An 18,651-nucleotide genomic window follows, 5' to 3' on the forward strand; every position below is an offset into this window, starting at 1 on the left:
GTGGCACAGTGGGAGGTAGCTTTAGCTCGCGACCATTCAGGCGGCCTCCCACAGAGGTCGCTGGCTCCATGGCTTCAAGCTGGAGAGTGAGACACAGAATATGACGAACAACTCTTTCAACGGGACGGTAGTAATGTTGAAACTGATAGAACGCTTAGGGCCGATAGACGCAAGCACCGCCAGCGACACGCTGACTCTGCCCTTCGAGCTGCGTATTCGTGGCCGCTTGAAAGCCGAAAGCGACAGCGGCCAGCCGCTGGGCCTGTTTCTGGATCGCGGCCCGGTATTGCGCGATGGTGACGGCTTGAAGGCCGAAAATGGCGAGATCGTGCGCGTTTGTGCCGCCATCGAGCCCGTGGTGACCGCGCGAGTGAGTACTGGCTTACCCCTAGCCCGGCTGGCGTACCACCTCGGCAATCGCCATGTGCAGCTGGCGCTGGGAGAAGACCAGCAGGGCGGCTGGGTGCGTTTCCCACCCGACCACGTTCTCGAAGAGCTGGCCGAGCTGCTGGGCGCGACGCTCGAGCACCACAACGCCACCTTCGACCCCGAGCCGGGCGCCTATAACCAGGTGGGGGGTGGGCATTCGCACGGCCATGGTCATAGCCATGGCCACGGGCATTCCCATGCTCACGACCACGACCACGACCACGCCCACGACCACGAGCACGACCACGAGCACGACCACGACCACGACCATGGACATGGACATGGACATGGACATGGACATGGACATGGACACAGCCATGCCCACTAAGCCAGACACCTCGCCGGACCTGGCGCTGCTGGGCTTGCTGCAACTGGTGAGCCCGGCGCTGCCCATCGGCGCCTTCGCCTTTTCCCAAGGGCTGGAAAGCGCCTTCGAGCTGGGCTGGGTCCGCGATGAAGAGAGCCTGAGCGAGTGGCTGTCTGGGGTGCTGGAAGATGGCCTGACCCGCTGTGAGCTGCCGGTGATCGACCGGCTATACGGCGCCTTTGCCGACCAGCAAGGCGACACGGTCGCCGAGTGGGACCACTGGCTGGCCGCTACCCGTGAAACCGCCGAACTGGCCGCAGAGGATAGCCGCCTGGGCGCGTCACTCACGCGGCTGCTGGGCAGCCTGGCGCTATTGCCAAACGATGAACGGCTGCCAGGTGAAGACTCACTGACGCCGCTTTTGCCACCGCAGGCGGGTTACGTCACGATGTTCAGCTGGGCGGCTTATCAACGGGGCATTCCCGTTCATCAGGCGCAGCTGGGGTTTGCCTGGGCCTGGCTGGAAAACCAGCTGGCCGTGGCCTGTAAAGCGCTGCCGCTGGGGCATACCGCGGCACAACGTATCATCGAGCGGCTACGCAGCGAACTGGTCGTGGCCGTCGATCGGGCAAAGCACCTGGACGACGATGCGCTGGGCCCCGTGCTGCCCGGCGTGGCACTGGCCAGCGCCCTGCATGAAACCCAATACTCCCGTTTATTTAGAAGTTAACTGGCATCATTCAGGAGAAGACAATGACTCACTGTTTACGCGTTGGCGTGGGTGGCCCGGTAGGTTCCGGAAAAACCGCGCTGCTCAAGCAGCTCTGTTTGGCGCTGCGCGATCATTATGATATTGCCGTGGTCACCAACGACATCTACACCCGCGAAGACGCCGATTTCCTGCTGCGTCACGAAGCGCTGCCCGCCGACCGCATTCTGGGGGTGGAAACCGGCGGCTGCCCGCACACGGCGATTCGGGAAGATGCCTCGATGAACCTGGCGGCCATTGACGAGCTGCACGTCCGCCACCCCAGCCTGGAGCTGGTGCTGGTAGAGTCCGGTGGCGACAACCTCTCCGCTACCTTCAGCCCCGAGCTTTCCGATCTCACCCTGTACGTGATCGACGTCTCTGCAGGCGACAAGATTCCACGCAAGGGTGGCCCGGGTATCACCAAGTCGGACCTGCTGATCATCAACAAGATCGATATCGCCGAGCAGGTACACGCGTCGCTGGAAGTGATGGAGCGAGATTCGAAGAAAATGCGCGGCGAACGCCCGTTCGTGTTCACCAACCTCTACGATGGCGTTGGCCTCGAAGAGATCATTCGCTTCATACTCGACAAAGGCATGCTGGAAGAGCGGCGCCCAGCGGCAGCAAGCGCCTGATAAAAAACTGCCCTGACCAGGCGGTAAGCGGTCAGGGCAGCGGAAGAGTGTGGTCAGCCTCGTGCCAAAACGGGCCGTCCCTGGCCACCACTCAGCTACATTGAACTGATAACTCCCTGATAACCTTAACCTAGGTTATGAAAACGCCTGTCGGCTATTAATTATTTGTTAGCAAAGTAATAAATGTCGCAAAATGGCTAAAGATGACACATTGAACCTCTGTGGTTGGCCTCAGTTGCTGTAAATGGCGATGCCACTAACGGTGACGCTGGCGCAGGTGGTTGATCACGCCACCTTGCGCAATCAGCTCCCGTTGGCGGGGGCTGAGCCCATGATGCAGCGTCAGCTCGCCCTTGCCGGGGATATGCGCGGTCAGCGTGTCCCCGCGTTCCAGCTGCGCGTAGAGCCCCTCGATCACCAGGCAGTCGCCCTGGGTTAGCCGGGCGCTGTCTTCCTCGCGGGTAAAGGTGAGGGGCAGGGCACCAAAGCAGATCAGATTTTGCCAGTGAATCCGCGCAAAACTCTTCGCGACCACCACCTGTAGCCCCAAATAGCGCGGCACCAGTGCGGCATTCTCGCGGCTGGAACCCTGGCCGTAATTCGTTCCGCCGATAATCGCGTGTCCACCCTGGGTGCGAGTGCTTTCTGCGCGCTCGGCATAGTGCGGGTCGACTGCCTCGAAGGTGAAGGGGGCCGAGGCATACACGCTGCTCCAGTAGGGCAGCACCCGCTGCCCGGCAGGCATGATGTCATCGGTGGAAATATTGTCGCCGGTGACCAGGAGCACCGGCACTTCCAGGCGGTCCGGCAATGGGGCGAGCTCTGGCAGGGCCGGGGTGTTGTCGGTCTTCTGCAGCGCTTTCAGCGTTGCTTCATGGGGAGGCAGCGGCGCGTTGAACAGGGCACGGTTCACCTCGATTCGGGCGGGTTCCTGGGGGCGAGGGTAGGGCATATCGAGGGTGCGTGGGTCGGTGATCACCCCGGCCACCGCCGAGGCGGCGGCGGTTTCCGGGCTGCACAAAAATACGCTGTCTTCCCGCGTGCCGGAGCGCCCGGGAAAATTGCGCGGCACGGTACGCAGGCTGTTGAGCCCCACGGCGGGCGCTTGCCCCATCCCGATACAGCCATTACAGCCCGCCTGGTGCAGCCGCGCGCCGCTGGCGACCAGGTCGGCCAGGTAGCCCTGCTCGATGAGCGAGGTCAGCACCTGGCGGGAAGAGGGGTTGATATCCAGCGAAACGCCGTCGGCCACCTGCTTGCCGCGCACGATCTCGGCCACCACGGCAAAATCGCGAAAGCCGGGGTTGCCCGACGAGCCGATGTACGCCTGATGCAGCGGCTGGCCCGCCGCCTCACGCACGGTGACGACGTTATCCGGGCTGGAGGGCAGCGCAATCATGGGTTCCAGCTGGCTGAGGTCGAGGGTCTCGTGCAGGTCGTAGTGGCAGCCGGGCTCGGCAGCCAGCGGGCTCCAGTCGGCTTCCCGGCCTCGGGAGGCCAAAAAGCGCCGGGTCTCGTCATCGCTGGGGAACACCGTGGCCGTGGCTCCCATCTCGGTGCCCATGTTGGCCAGCACATGGCGGTCCATGGCGGAAAGGTGGGCAAGCCCCGGCCCGTAATACTCGATGATGGTGTTCTTGCCGCCCGCCACGCCGTGGCGGCGCAGCAGTTCCAGTACGATGTCCTTCGCCGAGACCCAGTCGGGCAGCTGGCCTTCCAGCTTGATGCCCCAAATCTTCGGCATGGTGATGTACAGCGGCTCGCCTGCCATGGCCATGGCCACTTCGATGCCGCCTGCGCCAATGGCCAGCATGCCGAGGGCACCCGCCGCCGTGGTGTGGCTGTCGCAACCGACGATGGACTCGCCGGGCACACCGAAGTTTTCCATGTGCACCGGATGGCTGATGCCGTTGCCGGGGCCTGAGTACCACACGCCAAAGCGTTCGCAGGCACTTTTCAGAAACAGGTAGGTTTCGGCGTTCAGGTTGTCGGCCTGGACGAGGCCGTGGTCGATGTACTGCACGCTGGGCTCGGTGTGTACACGGTCGAGCCCCATGGCTTCCAGCTCCAGCATCACCAGCGTGCCCAGCACGTCCTGCAGCAGGGCCTGGTTGATGCGCAGGGCGATTTCACTGCCAGGGGTCAGCTCGCCGCTGACCAAGTGACGTTGAAGCAGCTGTTGGGCAAGGTTTGACGGCGGAACAGGGGAGGATGCGGTCATGGTCATTCACCAGGTTGTCGTTGTTATCGGTGGCACAGAGGATTCGGGAGAAAACGTGTTCAGGGCAGGGCGTAGCAGCGGTCCGCGCTGCCGGCTTTCACCACCTGACCGGGCGTGTCGTGGCCGATCAGCGCTGGCAAGGTGGCGGAAATATCCAGTAACGCGAGCAGGTTGACGCCGGTGGCGACGCCCATCTGCTCGAACATGTGCACCAGGTCTTCGGTGCAGACATTGCCCGTGGCGCCGGGGGCAAACGGGCAGCCGCCCAGGCCACCCAGCGAGGCATCGAATCGCAGGATGCCCGCTTGCCACGCCGCCAGGGCGTTGGCCAGCCCCATGCCCCGGGTGTTGTGGAAATGCAGCGTGAACGGCACGCCGGGAAAACGCTCCAGCACCTGGCGGCATAGCGCGCCGACCTGGGCAGGGTTGGCCACGCCGGTGGTATCGCACAGCGTGATGCCTTCCACGCCTAGCGCCAGCTGCTGCTCGATCAGGCTGAGCACGCGGGCTTCGGGCACCTTGCCTTCGAAGGGGCAGCCAAAGGTGGTGGAGAGCGAGGCGTTGATGAACACGCCGCTCCCCTGTGCCAGCTGGATGATCGAGGCGAACTGTTCGAGCGACGCCTCTGGCGTCATGCGCAGGTTGGCGCGGCCATGGGCGTCACTGGCCGACATCACCAGGTTGATTTCATCCACGCCGCAGGCCAGCGCCCGCTCGGCTCCCTTGACGTTGGGCACCAGCACGGTGACCTCCACGCCGTCGCGGCGCTGAATGGCATTCACCACGTCGGCGGCATCGCGCAGGTTGGGAATGGCCTTGGGCGAGACGAAGGAGGTGGCCTCGATGCGCGCAATGCCGGTGGCAGTGAGAGCGTCGATCAGCGCGACTTTCTGCTCGGTGGGGATAAAGCGCTCTTCGCTCTGAAAGCCATCGCGGGGGGCCACTTCGTTGATTTGCAGGGTGGTCATGGCGGTCTCCGGTTAGATGATGCCCGCTTGGCGCAGCTTGTCGCGGGTGGCGGCATCGATGCCCAGCTCTTCCAGTACGTCATCGGTGTGGGCGCCCAGCGTTGGCCCGCCTTGCCCCAGCCTGCCGGGGGTGGCGCTCAGCTTGGGCAGCACGCCCGGCACCTTGAGTGGGCGGCCATCGGCGCGGGTGACGCTCTGGATCATCTCCCGGGCAAGGTAGTGGGGGTCGTTGGCGATATCGGCAGCGGTATAGGGGAAGCCAGCCGGTACGCGGGCGTCGTCCAGGGCGCTGAGAATGTCGTCGCGGCGGCGGGTCTGGGTCCAGGCTTCGATGGCTGCGTCGATCTCGCTGGCGTGCTGGCTGCGGCCATCGTTGTGGGCCATGGCGGGGTGGTTGGCGAGATCCTCACGGCCAATCACGCCCATCAAGCGCTTGAAGATGCTGTCGCCATTACCGGCAATCAGCACGTATTCGCCTTCGCAGGTGCGGTAGGCGTTGGATGGCGTAATGCCGGGCAGCGCGCTGCCGCTGGGTTCACGTACCTGGCCGGTGGCATCGAACTCCGGCAGCAGGCTCTCCATCATGGCAAACACGGATTCGTACAGGGCCACATCGATCTCTTGCCCCAGGCCGCTGCGCTGACGCTCCTGCAGGGCCAGCAGGGTGCCGATCACCGCGTAGAGCGCCGAGAGCGAGTCGCCAATGCTGACCCCCACCCGCACCGAAGGCTCGCCGGGGTGGCCGGTCAAGTAGCGTAGCCCACCCATGGCTTCGCCAATCACCCCAAAGCCTGGCTTGTTGCGGTAGGGGCCTGTCTGGCCAAAGCCGGAAACTCGCACCATGATCAAGCCCGGGTTCTGGGCGGCCAGCGTGTCGTAGCCCAGCCCCCAGCTTTCCAGCGTGCCGGGGCGAAAATTCTCGACGATCACATCGGCTTCGGCGGCCAGGCGGCGCACCACCTCTTGGCCCTGTTCGCTGCGCAGGTCCAGCGTCACCGAACGCTTGGTACGGCTCTGGACGTGCCACCACAGCGAGGTGCCCTCTTCGAGAATACGCCATTTGCGAAGGGGGTCGCCGGTGCCGGGAGGCTCGATCTTGATCACGTCCGCCCCGAACTCCCCCAGCAGCTTGGTGGCAAACGGACCGGCGATGAGCTGGCCAAGCTCTACGACTTTAAGTCCATCGAGAGGAAGCTGTCGCGTCGTCATAATGAAGGCTCCTGGTAACGCTTGAGCGAGCAAGCGAGTCTGGATGCAGACTCGACTGTTGTTGTTCATCAAGCATCTGCGAGCCTGCCGAGCATCACAATTAGGCAATCAGGAAACGGGTGTTCGTCACTGGCGAACCCTGAGGCGACGCGCGGTACTTTTTCCAACGATGTTTTCGACCACGTTTCCAACCACTGACCAGGTAATGCCATGCTGCGATTCGATTTTGTCACGCTCAGACTGTTCGTCGCGATTGCCGACGAAGGGCGCCTGACCGCTGCGGCGGAGCGTGAGCACCTGGCGCTGGCGGCGGTCAGCAAACGGGTCAGCGACCTGGAGACACTAGTGGGCACCGAGCTTCTGTATCGGCGGCCACGTGGCGTGGAGCTGACCCCCGCTGGCAGGGCCTTCCTGCACCACGCCCGGCGTATTCTGGAAGATGTGGCCCGGTTGCAGGCCGAGCTGAGCGAGTACGGCGAAGGCGTGCGGGGCCACGTGCGGATTCATTCCAATACCTCGGCGATCATTGCTTTTCTGCCCCAGGATCTCAGCGCCTTTGCCCGGGAGTACCCGCAGATCAAGATCGACCTGCAGGAGCGCACCAGCAGCGAAGCGATTGCGGCGGTGCGCGACGGCGTGGCCGATATCGGCATCTTTGCCAGCCACGTGGCCGCCGATGAGCTGGAGGTGCGCCCCTATCGGCGGGACCAACTGGTGCTGGTCACCCCGCAGGATCACCCGCTGGCGGAGCACGACAAGCTCTATTTGCACCAGGCGGCGGAGTACGATTTCGTGGGGCTGCAACAGGACGCCTCGCTGCAATCGCTGCTGCATGAACAGGCCAGCCAAGCCGGTAGAAACCTGCGCATGCGCATACAGGTGCGCAGCTTCGATGCCATCTGCCGCATGATTCACTACGGCCTGGGCGTGGGGGTACTGCCCCAGCGCACGCTCTATCGAGACCTGAAAGACCTCAAGCTACGCATGATTCCGCTGGCCGACGAATGGGCTACCCGGGAGCTGGTGATTGACATGCGCCATCACGCGAGCCTTCCGGTGGTGGCGCGTCATCTGGTCGACCATCTGCTATCCCCTCAGGAGACACCCCATGACCACTGATTTCGTTGATGACATCAAGGCGCTCACTTTCGATGTGTTTGGCACCGTGGTGGACTGGCGCGGTAGCGTCATTCGCGAAGGCGAACAGCTCAACGCCGCCAAGGGCCTGGCCATCGACTGGCCGGCGTTTGCCGACCGCTGGCGGGCAGGCTACGCCCCGGCCATGAACCGCGTACGCCAGGGGGAGCTACCCTGGACCAAGCTGGATGCGCTGCACCGCATGACGCTGGATACCCTGCTGGAAGAGTTCGGCGTGGCCGACCAGCTGAGCGAGGCCGTCAAGCAGCACCTGAACCGCGTATGGCATCGCCTCACGCCCTGGCCGGACAGCGTCGCAGGGCTGCAGGCGTTAAAGCAGCGCTTCACCCTGGCCACGCTCTCCAACGGCAACGTGTCGCTGCTGGTGAACATGGCCCGCCACGCGGGGCTCCCTTGGGACTGCGTGCTCTCCTCCGAGCTTGCTGGGCACTACAAGCGCGACCCCGAGGTGTACCACATGGCGGCCAATCTCCTCGACCTGAAACCCTCGCAGATTCTGATGGTGGCCGCCCACCAGGATGACCTGCAGGCCGCCCACCGGGAAGGCATGCGCACGGCGTTCGTGAAGCGCCCGCTGGAGTTTGGCCCCACGGCCACGCCGGACTTGAGCATCGACCCCTGCTTCGATCTGGTGGCCGAGGACTTCCTCGACCTGGCACGGCAGCTGACATGAAGCTCGACCCCACGTCACTCAGGCTGTTTGTCAAGGTCGCGGAGCTGGGTACCATCAGCGGGGCGGCCGACGCCTCGTTCATGGCCACGTCGGCGGTCAGCAAGCGGCTCAGCGAGTTGGAGGGGTACTTCAATACGCCGCTGCTCAAGCGCAACAATCGCGGGATCGAGCTGACGCCTGCAGGCAGTGCGCTGCTGAACTTGTCGCGCGGCGTGCTGCACAACCTCGAAGACCTCGACCTGCAGATGCGTGACTACGCCAGCGGCCACCGGGGCCTGGTACGGGTCTTCGCCAACATGTCGGCCATTACCCAATACCTGCCCCACGAAATGCGCGCCTTTTTCGAACAGCACCCGGACATTGGCGTTCAGCTCGAAGAGAAGGTCAGCCCCATCATCACCCGGGAAGTGATGAACAATAACGCCGACATTGGCGTCTGCGCGCAGCTGATCCACGGCTACGAGCTGATGGAGTTTCCCTACCATGTGGATGATCTGGTGCTGGTGGTGCCGCAGCAGCATCCGCTGGCTCTGCGGGAGAGCGTTCAGTTCCGTGAATGCCTGGACTGCCCCCATGTGGGCCTGCATACCGCCAGTGCCATCAACCTGGAAATCATGCGGGCGGCCAGCATGGCCAACAAGACGCTGCGGATTCGTATTCAGGTCACCAGCTACGATGCCCTTTGCCTGATGGTGCAGGCGGGGCTGGGAGTGGGCGTGCTGCCCCGAGGGGCCATTCGCCAGTACGTGGACGGTCTCAACGTCAAGGTGCTGTCGATTCAGGATGGCTGGGCGCGGCGCAAGCTGCGTATTTACGTGAAGGATATGGAGCGGCTTTCCATGGCAGCCCGCGTGCTGGTGGAGCACCTGATTCAGTCGGCCAGCACCGCCTCTGCCCCGCCTGAGTCATGACACCATGGTTCTGCTTTCGCGTTTGGAGAAGGCAGGTTCATCAATCACCAATATACAGCCTGTCGCTTTGGCGTTATCACTTTAAGCACCACTAAGCGATCCCCTTGCTTAACTGGTTATCGGGAGAGGCCCAGAGCCTTTCGCAGCACATAACAGCACAACATGCTTCCCGACGCTTCGAGGATATAACAATGACGACGCTAACCTTACGCCACTTGCTTCCCGCTTCCCTGCTTGCCGTAGGCGCACTGACTGCCGCCATTGCCCAGGCCAATACCTCGCTCAACATTGGCGCGGTGCCCACGGGAACCGGCTGGTTCTTCGGCATCTCCGAAGGCGCTCGGGTGATCAGCGCCAACACGGACTACGAAATCACCGTGCGTGAAACAGGCGGTACCCGCGAGAACGCCATCCGCCTGACCCGTGGCGAGCTTGACCTGGCCTTCACCGAGGCGCTGGTAGGCTACGAAATGTACAACGGCACCGGCCGCTTCGAAGACACGCCCAACCCCGATGCCCGCCTGATCTACTGGATTGCCCCCTCCACCATGCACTGGGCCGTGCGCGAAGACTCCGGCATCGAGAGTTTCGAAGGGCTCAACGGGGCGCGCTTCAACCCTAGCAGCATCGGCGGCGGCGGCGAGTACATCACCGAGCTGGTGTTCGATATCCTGAACATAGAACCCGACTTCCAGCGCATGCGCATCGATGATGCCGCCGAAGGGGTGATCGACGGACGCCTGGTCGGCTTCAGCTACAACGGCGTGCCGCCCATTCCCGCCTTCACCGAGGTGCACTCCTCTCGCACGCTGCGCCTGCTGTCGCTGACGGACGAACAGGTCGAGGCGGTCACCGAAGAACTGCCTTTCCTGGCCAGCACCGTGATCCCTGCCGACACCTATCGCGGCATGCCCGATACCACGTCGCTGGGCATCTACATGGGCGTGGCCGCTAACGCCAGCCTGAGTGAAGACTCGGTCTATGACATCACCAAGGCTTACTGGGAGAACCACGAGCAGGTGGCCAACTCCTTCCAGCCTGCCCAAGGGGTGACGCCGCAGGTCGTGATCGACAACGCGACCTTCCCGTTGCATGCCGGTGCCCTGCGCTACTACCGGGACGACCTGGGGCTCGATATCCCCGAGGAAATCATCCCTCCTGAAGCGCAGTAATCCTCTACTTCTGCGGGCTTATCGCCCGCAGAAGCTTCTGATGCCCTTATCCTGACGCGCCGCCATCCTATCGTGCTGCGGTGCGGGAGCTATCCCAATGGACACCCCTGCAAACCCCAACGTCGTTGAGAAATATTCGGAGGACTCGGGCAAGCGTCAGCTGTCCGGCTTCTGGTTCATGGTCACGCGCCTGGCGGCGGTCTCCATGGCGCTGTTTCATCTCTATACGGCCCTCACCGGCCCCATGAACACCCAGAATGCGATCCACTTGCTGTTCGCGCTGCCGCTGATTTTTCTGGCTTACAGCTGCCGTAGCCGCGACGCCAACCGCATTCCCTGGTACGACCTGGTGCCGATCATCCTCGGCGCGGTCGTCAGCATCTATTACGTGATCCACTTTGACCGAATCATCTATCAACTGGGCTATTTGATGCCCACCCAGCTGGATATCCTTTTTGGTGTCTCGGCCATTCTGCTGCTGCTGGAAGCCTGCCGCCGAGCCATCGGCCTTGCTTTCCCCATCCTTGTACTCATCGCGCTCTCCTATGCCGCCTTCGGCCAGCACCTGCCGGGCGTTTGGGGGCATGGCGGCTTCCGCTGGGATGACCTGGTAGCGACCTTCTACCTGAGCCCTACCGGCGTCTACGGCAGCCTGATGCGCACCTCGTCCACGGTGATCGTCATCTTCATCATGTTCGGCGCCCTGTTGGTGACCACCGGCGGCGGCGACAGCTTCATGCGCCTGGCCAATGCCGCCACCGGTCGCCTCTCGGGCGGCCCCGCCAAGGCCGCCACCCTGTGTAGCGCCATGTTCGGCAGTATCAGCGGCAGTACCGCTGCCAACGTGGCCACCACCGGGGTGTTCACCATCCCGATGATGAAGAAGAACGGCTACAGCCCGCGCTTTGCTGCGGCCACCGAGGCAGCTGCCTCTACCGGTGGTCAGATACTGCCGCCCATCATGGGGGCCGCCGCCTTCGTCATGGCCGACGTCATTTCGACCAGCTACCTCGCTATCATCAGCGCCGCCCTCATGCCCGCGCTGCTCTTCTATCTCGCGATCTGGATGAGTGTGCACTTCGAGGCCAAGCGCCTGGGTCTGTCGCCGATTCCCAAATCCCAGCGCCCCAGCCTGCGCGAGGGTCTGTTCAACATCGAGACCCTGTTGATTCCCCTGATCGTACTGATCACCCTGCTGGTGATGCGCTATACCCCCACCACGGCCGCGGTGGCTGCCTACTTCACCGCGATGGGGCTTTACCTGTTCTCCTGGCGCAGCCCGGGTACCTTCGTGGAGCGCCTGAAGTCGCTGCCCGCAGCGCTGGAAGCGGGCGCCATGACCGCCGCCATGATCGCGGTCATCATCGGCAGCGTAGCGATCATCGCTTCGGTGATCAGCCTGACCGGCCTGGGGCTGAAGGTTTCCTCGGTCATTCTGGTGGTCAGCGGTGGTGACGTGCTGGTGACCCTGGTGCTGGCCATGGTGGTGGCGATCATCCTCGGTATGGGGCTGCCCACCGTGGCGGCTTACATGCTGGCCGCCTCGGTGGTGGCAGGGGCCTTCATCGAGGCCGGGCTGCCGAGCCTCTCGGCACACCTCTTCATCCTCTACTTCGCGATTCTCTCCGGGGTCACTCCGCCGGTGGCGCTGGCCGCCTATATCGGTGGAGCCATCGCTGGCTCCCACTGGTTCCGCACCGCGCTGACCGCCACCAAGATCTCGCTGGGCGGCTTCCTGATCCCCTACATGTTCATTTATCACCCGCCGCTGCTGGGCAACGGCACGGCGCTGGAGATCGCCCTGGCGGTGGGCTCCGGGGTGATTGGCATCACGGCGCTGGCGGCCTCCACCATCGGCTACTTCCTGCGCCCCTGTTCCTGGCTGGAACGCGGCCTGCTGCTTGCGGCCGCGTTGATGCTGATCAGCGGCCAACTGATCACCGACGTGGCGGGTATTGCCGTCATCGGAGGGTTGTTCGTTTGGCAGTACCTTAAAAATCAGCGCTCAGAGGTAGCTCTGACGCCCCCCACCCCCAAGGAGCCCGCCTGATGAGTGATCGACAGAACGCCCTGGACCCGAACGGCCTGGCCACCCGCCGCGAAGTGCTGGGCGATGCCTACGTGGATGCCGCGCTTTCCCAGGTGGATGAGTTCAGCTGGCCCATGCAGGAGCTGGTGACCCGCAACTGCTGGAACGACATCTGGAACCGCCCGGGCCTTGCACGGCCCACCCGCAGCCTGATCAACATCGGCATGCTGGTGGCATTGAACCGCCCCCATGAACTCAAGGTGCACCTGCGTGGCGCGCTGAACAACGGCTGCACCGAGGAAGAGATTCGCGAGGTGCTGCTGCAGTGCGTGCCCTACTGCGGCTTTCCGGCGGCCATCGACGGGCTGCGCACCGCCCGCGAGGTGTTGGCCGCCTGGCAAGAGGAGCAGAACGGCCGCTGAGGCCGTGCTCCGACGACCCGGCCGCCACCGGGCGAACGACAACAATAACCGAGTATGGAGAACTGCCATGATGCTATCCCCCAAACGCCTGCTCGCCCCGCTGGCCACGGCGGTGCTGACCGCCGGTGTCGCCTCGGGTGTGGCTACCCAGGCCATGGCCAACGAGGCCCTTGGCATCGGCGTGGCACCGGCCGCTTCTGGCTGGTACTTCGGCTTTTCGGAACTCTCGCGGCTGGTGAGCGGCGATTCACCCTTGGAAGTCTCGGTGCGCGAAACCGGCGGCTCCAGGGAGAACGCCATCCGCCTGAGCCGTGGCGAGATTGACCTGGGGCTGATAGACGCCCCGGGCGCTTACGAGGCCTACAACGGTGAGGGCCGCTACGAAAACGACGCCATCGAGCAGATGCGCGTCGTGCTGTGGGTCGCACCTTCCACCATGCACTGGGCCGTGCGCCAGGACAGTGGCATCGAGACATTCGAGGATCTGGAAGGCGCACGCTTCAACCCCAGCAGTATCGGTGGGGGCGGCGAGTACATCACCGAGCTGGTGTTCGATGCGCTGGGAATCTCGCCTGACTTCCAGCGCATGAGCATGTCGGATGCCGCCGATGCCGTGGTGGATGGGCGCATCGTCGGCTTCAGCTACAACGGCATTCCGCCTATCCCGGCGTTCACCGAAGTGCACTCCGCGCGCCCGCTGCGGGTGCTCTCGATGAGCGAGGAGCAGGTGTCCACCGTCACCGAGACGTTGCCCTTCCTGGCCGCCACCGAGATTCCTGAAAACGCCTACCGAGACATGCCCGCCGCCACCACGCTCGGCACCTACATCGGCATCGCCGCCACCCATGAACTCTCTGAAGAGGCAGGCTACGCATTCACCCGCGCTTACTGGGAGAACATCGAGCGGCTGGGCGAGACGTTCGCCCCCGCCCGTGGAATGACGCCGGAGATCTCGGTGGAGAACACCACCACGCCGCTGCACGCCGGTTCGCTGCGCTACTACCGCGAGATCGGTATCGAGGTGCCCAGCGACCTCGTGCCGCCGGAGGCGGAATAAATCCAACAATCCCGTGCCTGTGGAGTCATGGTATTGCGGCAGCGTGACCTCGAATGCCGCCACGAAAATGTCCTAGGGCGGCTTGCTGATTGCGTTTATTGTTGACGAGCGGGCAGGCCCTCAGCGCCCAGGAGGGCAGGGCGCTGGCCTTGAGGTATGAGCGTGAGGTACGAGCGAGAGGTATCTGCCTGATAGCGTTATGTTAGCCATGCCGTGAAACAGGGCACTTCCCTAAAGCAGGCAGGAAGCAAGGAGCCGCTTTGATGAACATTGTCATTCCCGATGATTACCAGGATTGTGTGCGCGACCTGGATGCCTTCGCCAAGCTGGCAGGCCACCAGGTGACGATTTACAACGACACAGTCACCGATGAGGATGCGCTGGTCGAACGCTTCAAGGAGGCCGATGCGCTGGTGCTGATTCGTGAGCGCACGCCGATCACCGCGTCCCTGCTGGCGCGGCTGCCCAAGCTCAAGCTGATCAGCCAAACCGGCGGCGGCGCGGCCCACGTGGATATGGCCGCCTGCCGAGCGCACGGCGTGATGGTACTGGCAGGCACCGGCTCGCCCTACGCCGCAGCGGAGCTTACCTGGGGGCTGGTGCTCTCGGCCATGCGGCGCATTCCCGACGAGGTGGCCAACCTCAAGGCTGGCCGCTGGCAGCGCACCCTGGGCATGGGCCTGAAAGGGCGCACCCTGGGCGTGTTTGGCTACGGCAAGATTGGCCAACTGGTGGCCCGCTACGGCCAGGCGTTCGAGATGAACGTGCTGGTATGGGGCCGCGAGGGCACCCGCCAGCGGGCCGCCGAGGCGGGGCTGGAGGTCGCCACCTCGCAGGAAGCATTCTTCGAACGCAGCGATGTGCTGAGCCTGCACCTGCGCCTGAACCCGGAAACCCGCGGGATCGTCACCGCCGCCAACCTGGCCAGCATGAAGCCGACCGCCGTGCTGGTGAACACCAGCCGTGCCCCGCTGATCGAAGCGGGCGCACTGGAAGCGGCGCTGAAGGCTGGCCGCCCCGGCATGGCCGCCGTGGACGTGTTCGATGAAGAGCCGGTGATCGAGCATCCGCTGCTGGCGCTGCCCAACTTCCTGGCCACGCCCCACCTGGGCTACGTAGAGAAAGACAGCTACGAGCTCTACTTTGGCGACGCGTTCGAGAATGTGCTGGCGTTCGAAGCAGGCACGCCAGGACGTAATCTGGCCGAAGAGGGCTAAGCCTCTGCCGCACACCCCGCGAGCGGTGAAGGCCACCGCCCGCGAGGTGATAGAGGCCGAGGCGTCGGTTCAGTGGCCCGACCAGCCCAGCAGGATGGGCACGTAAACCACCAGCAGCAGAACGCCGATCAGCCCTAGCAGGTACGGCAGGATGGCTTGCGTAATGCGTTCCAGCGGCAGCTGAGTCACCGACGAGGCCACGTAAAGGTTGATGGCCACGGGCGGGGTAATCATGCCAATCGAGAGCCCCACCACGATGATCAGCCCGAAGTGGATCGGGTCGATGCCCAGCTGCAGCACCAGCGGCAGCAGCACCGGGGTCAGGATGATCAAAGCGCTGGCCGTTTCGATAAACACCCCGGTCAGCAGAATCACCGCCACCACCAGCAGCATGATCACGTAGGGGTTGGTGGAGAGCGACAGCACCGACTGGGCAATTGCGCCGGGCACCTGCCAGCTGGAGAGCGTCCAGCTCAGCACCGCCGACATGGCAATCACCAGCATGATCACGGCGGTGGTCATCGCCGAACGGATCAACAGCTTGTACACCTGGGGCAGGGTCAAGTCCCGGTACACGAACAGCGACACCAGCAGCGCGTAGTTCACCGCCACCACCGCCGCTTCCGACGGCGTGAAAATCCCCGAGAAGATACCCCCCAGAATGATCACCGGCGTCATCAGCCCCCAGCTGGCCGATTTCAACGTGCGCCAAATGGTGGCCAGCGAGAGCGGCGTGCCTTTCGGGTACTGGCGCTTGTACGCCTGGGTGATGGCAATGGCCATCAGCGCCAGGCCCATGGCCAGCCCCGGCAAGAAGCCGTTCAGGAACAGCTTGGAGACCGACTGCTGGGCAATCACCGCGTAGATGATCATCGGCACCGAAGGCGGTATCACCACGCCGATGGTGCCGCTGGCGGCGATCAGGCTGGCCGCCGAGGCGGGATCGTAGCCCTTGCGCTTCAGCTCCGGCACCAGGCTCGACCCCACCGCCGCCGTGGTGGCCGCCCCCGAGCCGGAAATGGCCGCGAAGAACATGCCCGCCATCACCGAGACCACCGAGAGCCCGCCGCGCATGAAGCCCACCAGCGAATCGGCAAAGCTCACCAGCCGCTCGCTGACCTTGCCTTGGGCCATCAAATCACCGGCCAGGATAAACATGGGAATGGCCACGAGGGCGAACGAGTTGATGCCCTGGAACATCTGCTGGGTGACCACCATCAGCGGCACCCCCGACTGATGCAGGGCGTAGAGCGTGCTGGCGCCAATGGCAAAGGCAATCGGTATGCCCAGCAGCATGAACAGGAAGAACAGCCCGAACAGCACCAGCGTCATAGCACTTCCTCCTGGGCGGTGATGGGCTGCCCGTGCACCAGCACCTCGATTATGTCTACCAGCGCATACCACGCCATGATGCCCGCCGAGAGCGGGATGACGGCGTAGACGTAGGTCATCGAGAGGCGCAGCGCGGCCGACTTCTGAAAGCTTTGTACCTGCATGTAGCGATGGCCGATGACCACCAGTGTGACCATGAAGGCCAGCACGATGGCCAGCGCGGCCAACCTGGCCAGCTTGCGCAGCGGCAGGGGCAGGGCATCCACCGCAAAGGTGACCGCAATGTGCCGCCCACGCTGGAAAGCCAGCGTGCCCGCTAAAAAGGTGATCCACACCAGCAGAAACCGCGCGACCTCTTCGGTCCAGCCCACGGCGCTGAACAGCACCCGTGAGACGATCTGTAGCGTGATTACGCCAATTAAAGCTGCCATGCCCGCAAACACCACGGGCTGGATGATGGCATCCAGCCCGCGTTCAATGCGTTGCAGCAGCGTCAATAGAGGCTGTGCAAACGACATCACTGTTGCAGCGCCTCCTGAATGCGCGGCAGGTAATCACCGAACTGCTGGCCGTACTTCTCATAAACCGGCGCAACGGCGGCCTGGAAGGCTTCCATATCGGGGGAGTCGTTGATTTCCATGCCCGCTTCGCGCAGGGCGGCCAGCTGTTCGGCTTCCATATCGGCGTTCACCTGACGCTCATGCTCGGCGGCTTCCTGGGCGGCTTGGCGGATGACGTCTTGGGCGGCTTCCGGCAGCTGGTTCCAGGCGGGCATGCCCATCACGAAAATCGCCGGGGCGTAGGTGTGGCGTGACAGGGTCATGTAGTTCTGGGTTTCATCCAGCTTGAACGAGTGAATCACGTTCACCGGGTTTTCCTGGCCGTCGATGGTGCCCTGCTGCATGGCGGTCAGCGCTTCGGTCCAGGCCATCGGGATGGCGTTGGCCCCCAGCTCGCGGAAGGTATCGGTGTACACCGGGTTTTCCATCACGCGAATGCGCAGGCCATCCAGGTCTTCCGGCGAGTTCACGGCGCGCTCGCTGTTGGTCAGGTTGCGGAAGCCGCGCTCGGCGTAGGCCAGGCCTTTCAGGTTCACGTCGGCCAGCTTGTCCAGCAGCTCCTGGCCAATGGGGCCATCCAGCACGTCATAGGCGGCTTCGGGAGTGGGGAACAGGAAGGGCAATTCGAAGACCGCCATTTCTTCCACGAAGTTGGCCACCGGCCCGTTGGTGATCACGCCCATGTCCACGGTGCCGATCTGCATGCCTTCCAGCAGCGTGCGCTCATCGCCCAGCGAGGCGTTGGGGAAGATCTCGATGTTCACCTTGCCTTCGGTGCGCTCTTCCACCAGCTCTTCGAACTTGGTAGCGGCAATATGGAAGCCATCCTGCTCGTTCACCACGTGGGCCAAACGAAGGGTGACGGGGTTCATGTCGGCAAATTCGTTGGCGTTCGCGGCGCCCACCAGCGCCAGTGAGATGCCCAGTGCCAGCGTACTACGTGCAAATGTTTTCATTTATTATGTTCCCAAACGGATCAGGGTAGGTGCGAGGTGCAAAAGTGCCCCCAGAGCATGCACCACCGCAGGGAAAACGGTCAATCATCTACGCGCCGAAAACCGCCAAGCGGCTGGACACCACGCGCCCACACGGGTACGATACGCACCCAAAGCGCCCGTAGCTCAGTTGGATAGAGTGTCGGCCTCCGAAGCCGAAGGTCGCAGGTTCAATTCCTGCCGGGCGCGCCAAACATATCAAGGGCTTACGTTAACGCGTAGGCCCTTTTGTTTTGGCTGTGTCAAATCTGTGTCATCCATGTGTCACGCCTGCCAATATTGCCTTCAAGACTTGCTACTCAGCCGCTGACCTATGGCTTTTATCTGACACCGGTGTGTCACACGCATATTAGCGTTCTGCTACCCAGTGTGTCGCTTGTGGGTATAACTATCGATATTCTCACGTCCGCTTAGCACAAGATGCTTAAGTCGGCTGAGTATCGTAAGCTAGTGCTTATAAGCGCCTGGCGTCCCTCGAACAGGCAACGGAGGGTGTCCAGCAGCAAGCTCTTGCCGAACCGGCGAGGACGGGACAGAAAATAGTATTTGTTCTGGTTGGCTAGGCGCTCAATGAACGGGGTTTTATCGACTTAGTAGTAATCGCC

Annotated in this window: 18 protein-coding genes and 1 tRNA gene; 12 read left to right on the top strand and 7 right to left on the bottom strand. The window is 63.3% G+C overall.

Going from position 1 to position 18,651, the window contains the following annotated elements; genetic code table 11:
* Window positions 1-133 precede the first annotated feature (133 nt).
* Genes CWI66_RS08895 through ureG form a run of 3 tightly spaced genes read left to right on the top strand, consistent with a single transcriptional unit; the run spans window position 134 to window position 2,122 of the window.
* Window positions 134-757: an urease accessory protein UreE gene (locus tag CWI66_RS08895; protein WP_100731465.1), complete on the top strand. Its 624-nt coding sequence runs from the start codon at window positions 134-136 to the stop codon at window positions 755-757.
* Complete coding sequence (locus tag CWI66_RS08900) at window positions 747-1,466, top strand: urease accessory protein UreF (protein ID WP_081135940.1); 720 nt, start codon at window positions 747-749, stop codon at window positions 1,464-1,466. Before CWI66_RS08895 ends, CWI66_RS08900 begins: the two co-directional genes overlap by 11 nt.
* 23 nt (window positions 1,467-1,489) lie before the next feature.
* Window positions 1,490-2,122 carry an urease accessory protein UreG gene (ureG, locus tag CWI66_RS08905; protein WP_081135942.1) on the top strand — a complete coding sequence of 211 codons (633 nt, stop codon included), beginning with the start codon at window positions 1,490-1,492 and terminating at the stop codon, window positions 2,120-2,122.
* Between the two features lie 256 nt (window positions 2,123-2,378).
* On the opposite strand, the gene CWI66_RS08910 is transcribed toward ureG, so the two are convergent.
* The 3 genes from CWI66_RS08910 to CWI66_RS08920 are packed head-to-tail and all read right to left on the bottom strand — an operon-like array spanning window position 2,379 to window position 6,520.
* Window positions 2,379-4,343, bottom strand: a complete 1,965-nt coding sequence (locus CWI66_RS08910) for an aconitate hydratase (protein WP_232710809.1) — start codon at window positions 4,341-4,343, stop codon at window positions 2,379-2,381.
* A 59-nt stretch (window positions 4,344-4,402) separates the two neighbouring features.
* Window positions 4,403-5,311 carry a hydroxymethylglutaryl-CoA lyase gene (locus tag CWI66_RS08915; protein WP_100731467.1) on the bottom strand — a complete coding sequence of 303 codons (909 nt, stop codon included), beginning with the start codon at window positions 5,309-5,311 and terminating at the stop codon, window positions 4,403-4,405.
* 12 nt (window positions 5,312-5,323) lie between these two features.
* Window positions 5,324-6,520: a CaiB/BaiF CoA transferase family protein gene (locus CWI66_RS08920; RefSeq protein ID WP_016915351.1), complete on the bottom strand. Its 1,197-nt coding sequence runs from the start codon at window positions 6,518-6,520 to the stop codon at window positions 5,324-5,326.
* 210 nt (window positions 6,521-6,730) lie between these two features.
* Between CWI66_RS08920 and CWI66_RS08925 the strand changes: the two genes are divergently transcribed.
* The 8 genes from CWI66_RS08925 (at window position 6,731) to CWI66_RS08960 (ending at window position 15,159) form a co-directional block, all read left to right on the top strand.
* Window positions 6,731-7,639, top strand: a complete 909-nt coding sequence (locus tag CWI66_RS08925) for a LysR substrate-binding domain-containing protein (RefSeq protein ID WP_100731468.1) — start codon at window positions 6,731-6,733, stop codon at window positions 7,637-7,639.
* On the top strand, window positions 7,629-8,351 hold the full coding sequence (locus CWI66_RS08930; RefSeq protein ID WP_100731469.1) for a haloacid dehalogenase type II: 723 nt from the start codon (window positions 7,629-7,631) through the stop codon (window positions 8,349-8,351). Before CWI66_RS08925 ends, CWI66_RS08930 begins: the two co-directional genes overlap by 11 nt.
* Window positions 8,348-9,262 (top strand): LysR family transcriptional regulator, encoded by a 915-nt coding sequence (locus tag CWI66_RS08935; protein ID WP_016915348.1) that lies wholly within the window; start codon window positions 8,348-8,350, stop codon window positions 9,260-9,262. Before CWI66_RS08930 ends, CWI66_RS08935 begins: the two co-directional genes overlap by 4 nt.
* A gap of 191 nt (window positions 9,263-9,453) precedes the next feature.
* A complete protein-coding gene (locus CWI66_RS08940) occupies window positions 9,454-10,434 on the top strand; it encodes a TAXI family TRAP transporter solute-binding subunit (RefSeq protein WP_081193368.1) in 981 nt (326 codons plus the stop codon).
* A 97-nt stretch (window positions 10,435-10,531) separates the two neighbouring features.
* Window positions 10,532-12,484, top strand: a complete 1,953-nt coding sequence (locus CWI66_RS08945) for a TRAP transporter permease (protein ID WP_100731470.1) — start codon at window positions 10,532-10,534, stop codon at window positions 12,482-12,484.
* Window positions 12,484-12,885 (top strand): carboxymuconolactone decarboxylase family protein, encoded by a 402-nt coding sequence (locus CWI66_RS08950; protein WP_100731471.1) that lies wholly within the window; start codon window positions 12,484-12,486, stop codon window positions 12,883-12,885. The genes CWI66_RS08945 and CWI66_RS08950 overlap by 1 nt, the downstream gene beginning before the upstream one ends.
* 67 nt (window positions 12,886-12,952) lie before the next feature.
* Window positions 12,953-13,942, top strand: coding sequence for a TAXI family TRAP transporter solute-binding subunit (locus CWI66_RS08955; protein WP_100731472.1), 990 nt, complete (start codon window positions 12,953-12,955; stop codon window positions 13,940-13,942).
* A gap of 263 nt (window positions 13,943-14,205) precedes the next feature.
* Window positions 14,206-15,159, top strand: a complete 954-nt coding sequence (locus CWI66_RS08960) for a D-2-hydroxyacid dehydrogenase family protein (protein WP_100731473.1) — start codon at window positions 14,206-14,208, stop codon at window positions 15,157-15,159.
* A 69-nt stretch (window positions 15,160-15,228) separates the two neighbouring features.
* Here CWI66_RS08960 and CWI66_RS08965 read toward each other — a convergent pair whose 3' ends face one another.
* Genes CWI66_RS08965 through CWI66_RS08975 form a run of 3 tightly spaced genes read right to left on the bottom strand, consistent with a single transcriptional unit; the run spans window position 15,229 to window position 18,007 of the window.
* A complete protein-coding gene (locus CWI66_RS08965) occupies window positions 15,229-16,491 on the bottom strand; it encodes a TRAP transporter large permease (protein ID WP_100731474.1) in 1,263 nt (420 codons plus the stop codon).
* Window positions 16,488-17,009, bottom strand: a complete 522-nt coding sequence (locus CWI66_RS08970; RefSeq protein ID WP_016915340.1) for a TRAP transporter small permease — start codon at window positions 17,007-17,009, stop codon at window positions 16,488-16,490. The genes CWI66_RS08965 and CWI66_RS08970 overlap by 4 nt, the downstream gene beginning before the upstream one ends.
* Complete coding sequence (locus CWI66_RS08975; protein ID WP_100731475.1) at window positions 17,009-18,007, bottom strand: TRAP transporter substrate-binding protein; 999 nt, start codon at window positions 18,005-18,007, stop codon at window positions 17,009-17,011. Before CWI66_RS08975 ends, CWI66_RS08970 begins: the two co-directional genes overlap by 1 nt.
* A 154-nt stretch (window positions 18,008-18,161) precedes the next feature.
* Between CWI66_RS08975 and CWI66_RS08980 the strand changes: the two genes are divergently transcribed.
* A tRNA-Arg gene (locus CWI66_RS08980) sits at window positions 18,162-18,238 on the top strand.
* Window positions 18,239-18,456: 218 nt separating this feature from the next.
* Here CWI66_RS08980 and CWI66_RS18320 read toward each other — a convergent pair.
* Entirely contained in the window at window positions 18,457-18,618 is a 162-nt protein-coding gene (locus CWI66_RS18320) for an AAA family ATPase (protein ID WP_083844203.1), read from the bottom strand.
* Between the last annotated feature and the right edge of the window lie 33 nt (window positions 18,619-18,651).

It is taken from the genome of Halomonas sp. 141 (genome assembly GCF_002810305.1).
Lineage (GTDB): Bacteria > Pseudomonadota > Gammaproteobacteria > Pseudomonadales > Halomonadaceae > Vreelandella > Vreelandella stevensii.

Coding starts and splice junctions, on each gene's coding strand:
- CWI66_RS08895 (WP_100731465.1), top strand. CDS start 134: ATGTTGAAACTGATAGAACGCTTAGGGCCGATAGACGCAAGCACCGCC.
- CWI66_RS08900 (WP_081135940.1), top strand. CDS start 747: ATGCCCACTAAGCCAGACACCTCGCCGGACCTGGCGCTGCTGGGCTTG.
- ureG (WP_081135942.1), top strand. CDS start 1,490: ATGACTCACTGTTTACGCGTTGGCGTGGGTGGCCCGGTAGGTTCCGGA.
- CWI66_RS08910 (WP_232710809.1), bottom strand. CDS start 4,343: ATGACCGCATCCTCCCCTGTTCCGCCGTCAAACCTTGCCCAACAGCTG.
- CWI66_RS08915 (WP_100731467.1), bottom strand. CDS start 5,311: ATGACCACCCTGCAAATCAACGAAGTGGCCCCCCGCGATGGCTTTCAG.
- CWI66_RS08920 (WP_016915351.1), bottom strand. CDS start 6,520: ATGACGACGCGACAGCTTCCTCTCGATGGACTTAAAGTCGTAGAGCTT.
- CWI66_RS08925 (WP_100731468.1), top strand. CDS start 6,731: ATGCTGCGATTCGATTTTGTCACGCTCAGACTGTTCGTCGCGATTGCC.
- CWI66_RS08930 (WP_100731469.1), top strand. CDS start 7,629: ATGACCACTGATTTCGTTGATGACATCAAGGCGCTCACTTTCGATGTG.
- CWI66_RS08935 (WP_016915348.1), top strand. CDS start 8,348: ATGAAGCTCGACCCCACGTCACTCAGGCTGTTTGTCAAGGTCGCGGAG.
- CWI66_RS08940 (WP_081193368.1), top strand. CDS start 9,454: ATGACGACGCTAACCTTACGCCACTTGCTTCCCGCTTCCCTGCTTGCC.
- CWI66_RS08945 (WP_100731470.1), top strand. CDS start 10,532: ATGGACACCCCTGCAAACCCCAACGTCGTTGAGAAATATTCGGAGGAC.
- CWI66_RS08950 (WP_100731471.1), top strand. CDS start 12,484: ATGAGTGATCGACAGAACGCCCTGGACCCGAACGGCCTGGCCACCCGC.
- CWI66_RS08955 (WP_100731472.1), top strand. CDS start 12,953: ATGATGCTATCCCCCAAACGCCTGCTCGCCCCGCTGGCCACGGCGGTG.
- CWI66_RS08960 (WP_100731473.1), top strand. CDS start 14,206: ATGAACATTGTCATTCCCGATGATTACCAGGATTGTGTGCGCGACCTG.
- CWI66_RS08965 (WP_100731474.1), bottom strand. CDS start 16,491: ATGACGCTGGTGCTGTTCGGGCTGTTCTTCCTGTTCATGCTGCTGGGC.
- CWI66_RS08970 (WP_016915340.1), bottom strand. CDS start 17,009: ATGTCGTTTGCACAGCCTCTATTGACGCTGCTGCAACGCATTGAACGC.
- CWI66_RS08975 (WP_100731475.1), bottom strand. CDS start 18,007: ATGAAAACATTTGCACGTAGTACGCTGGCACTGGGCATCTCACTGGCG.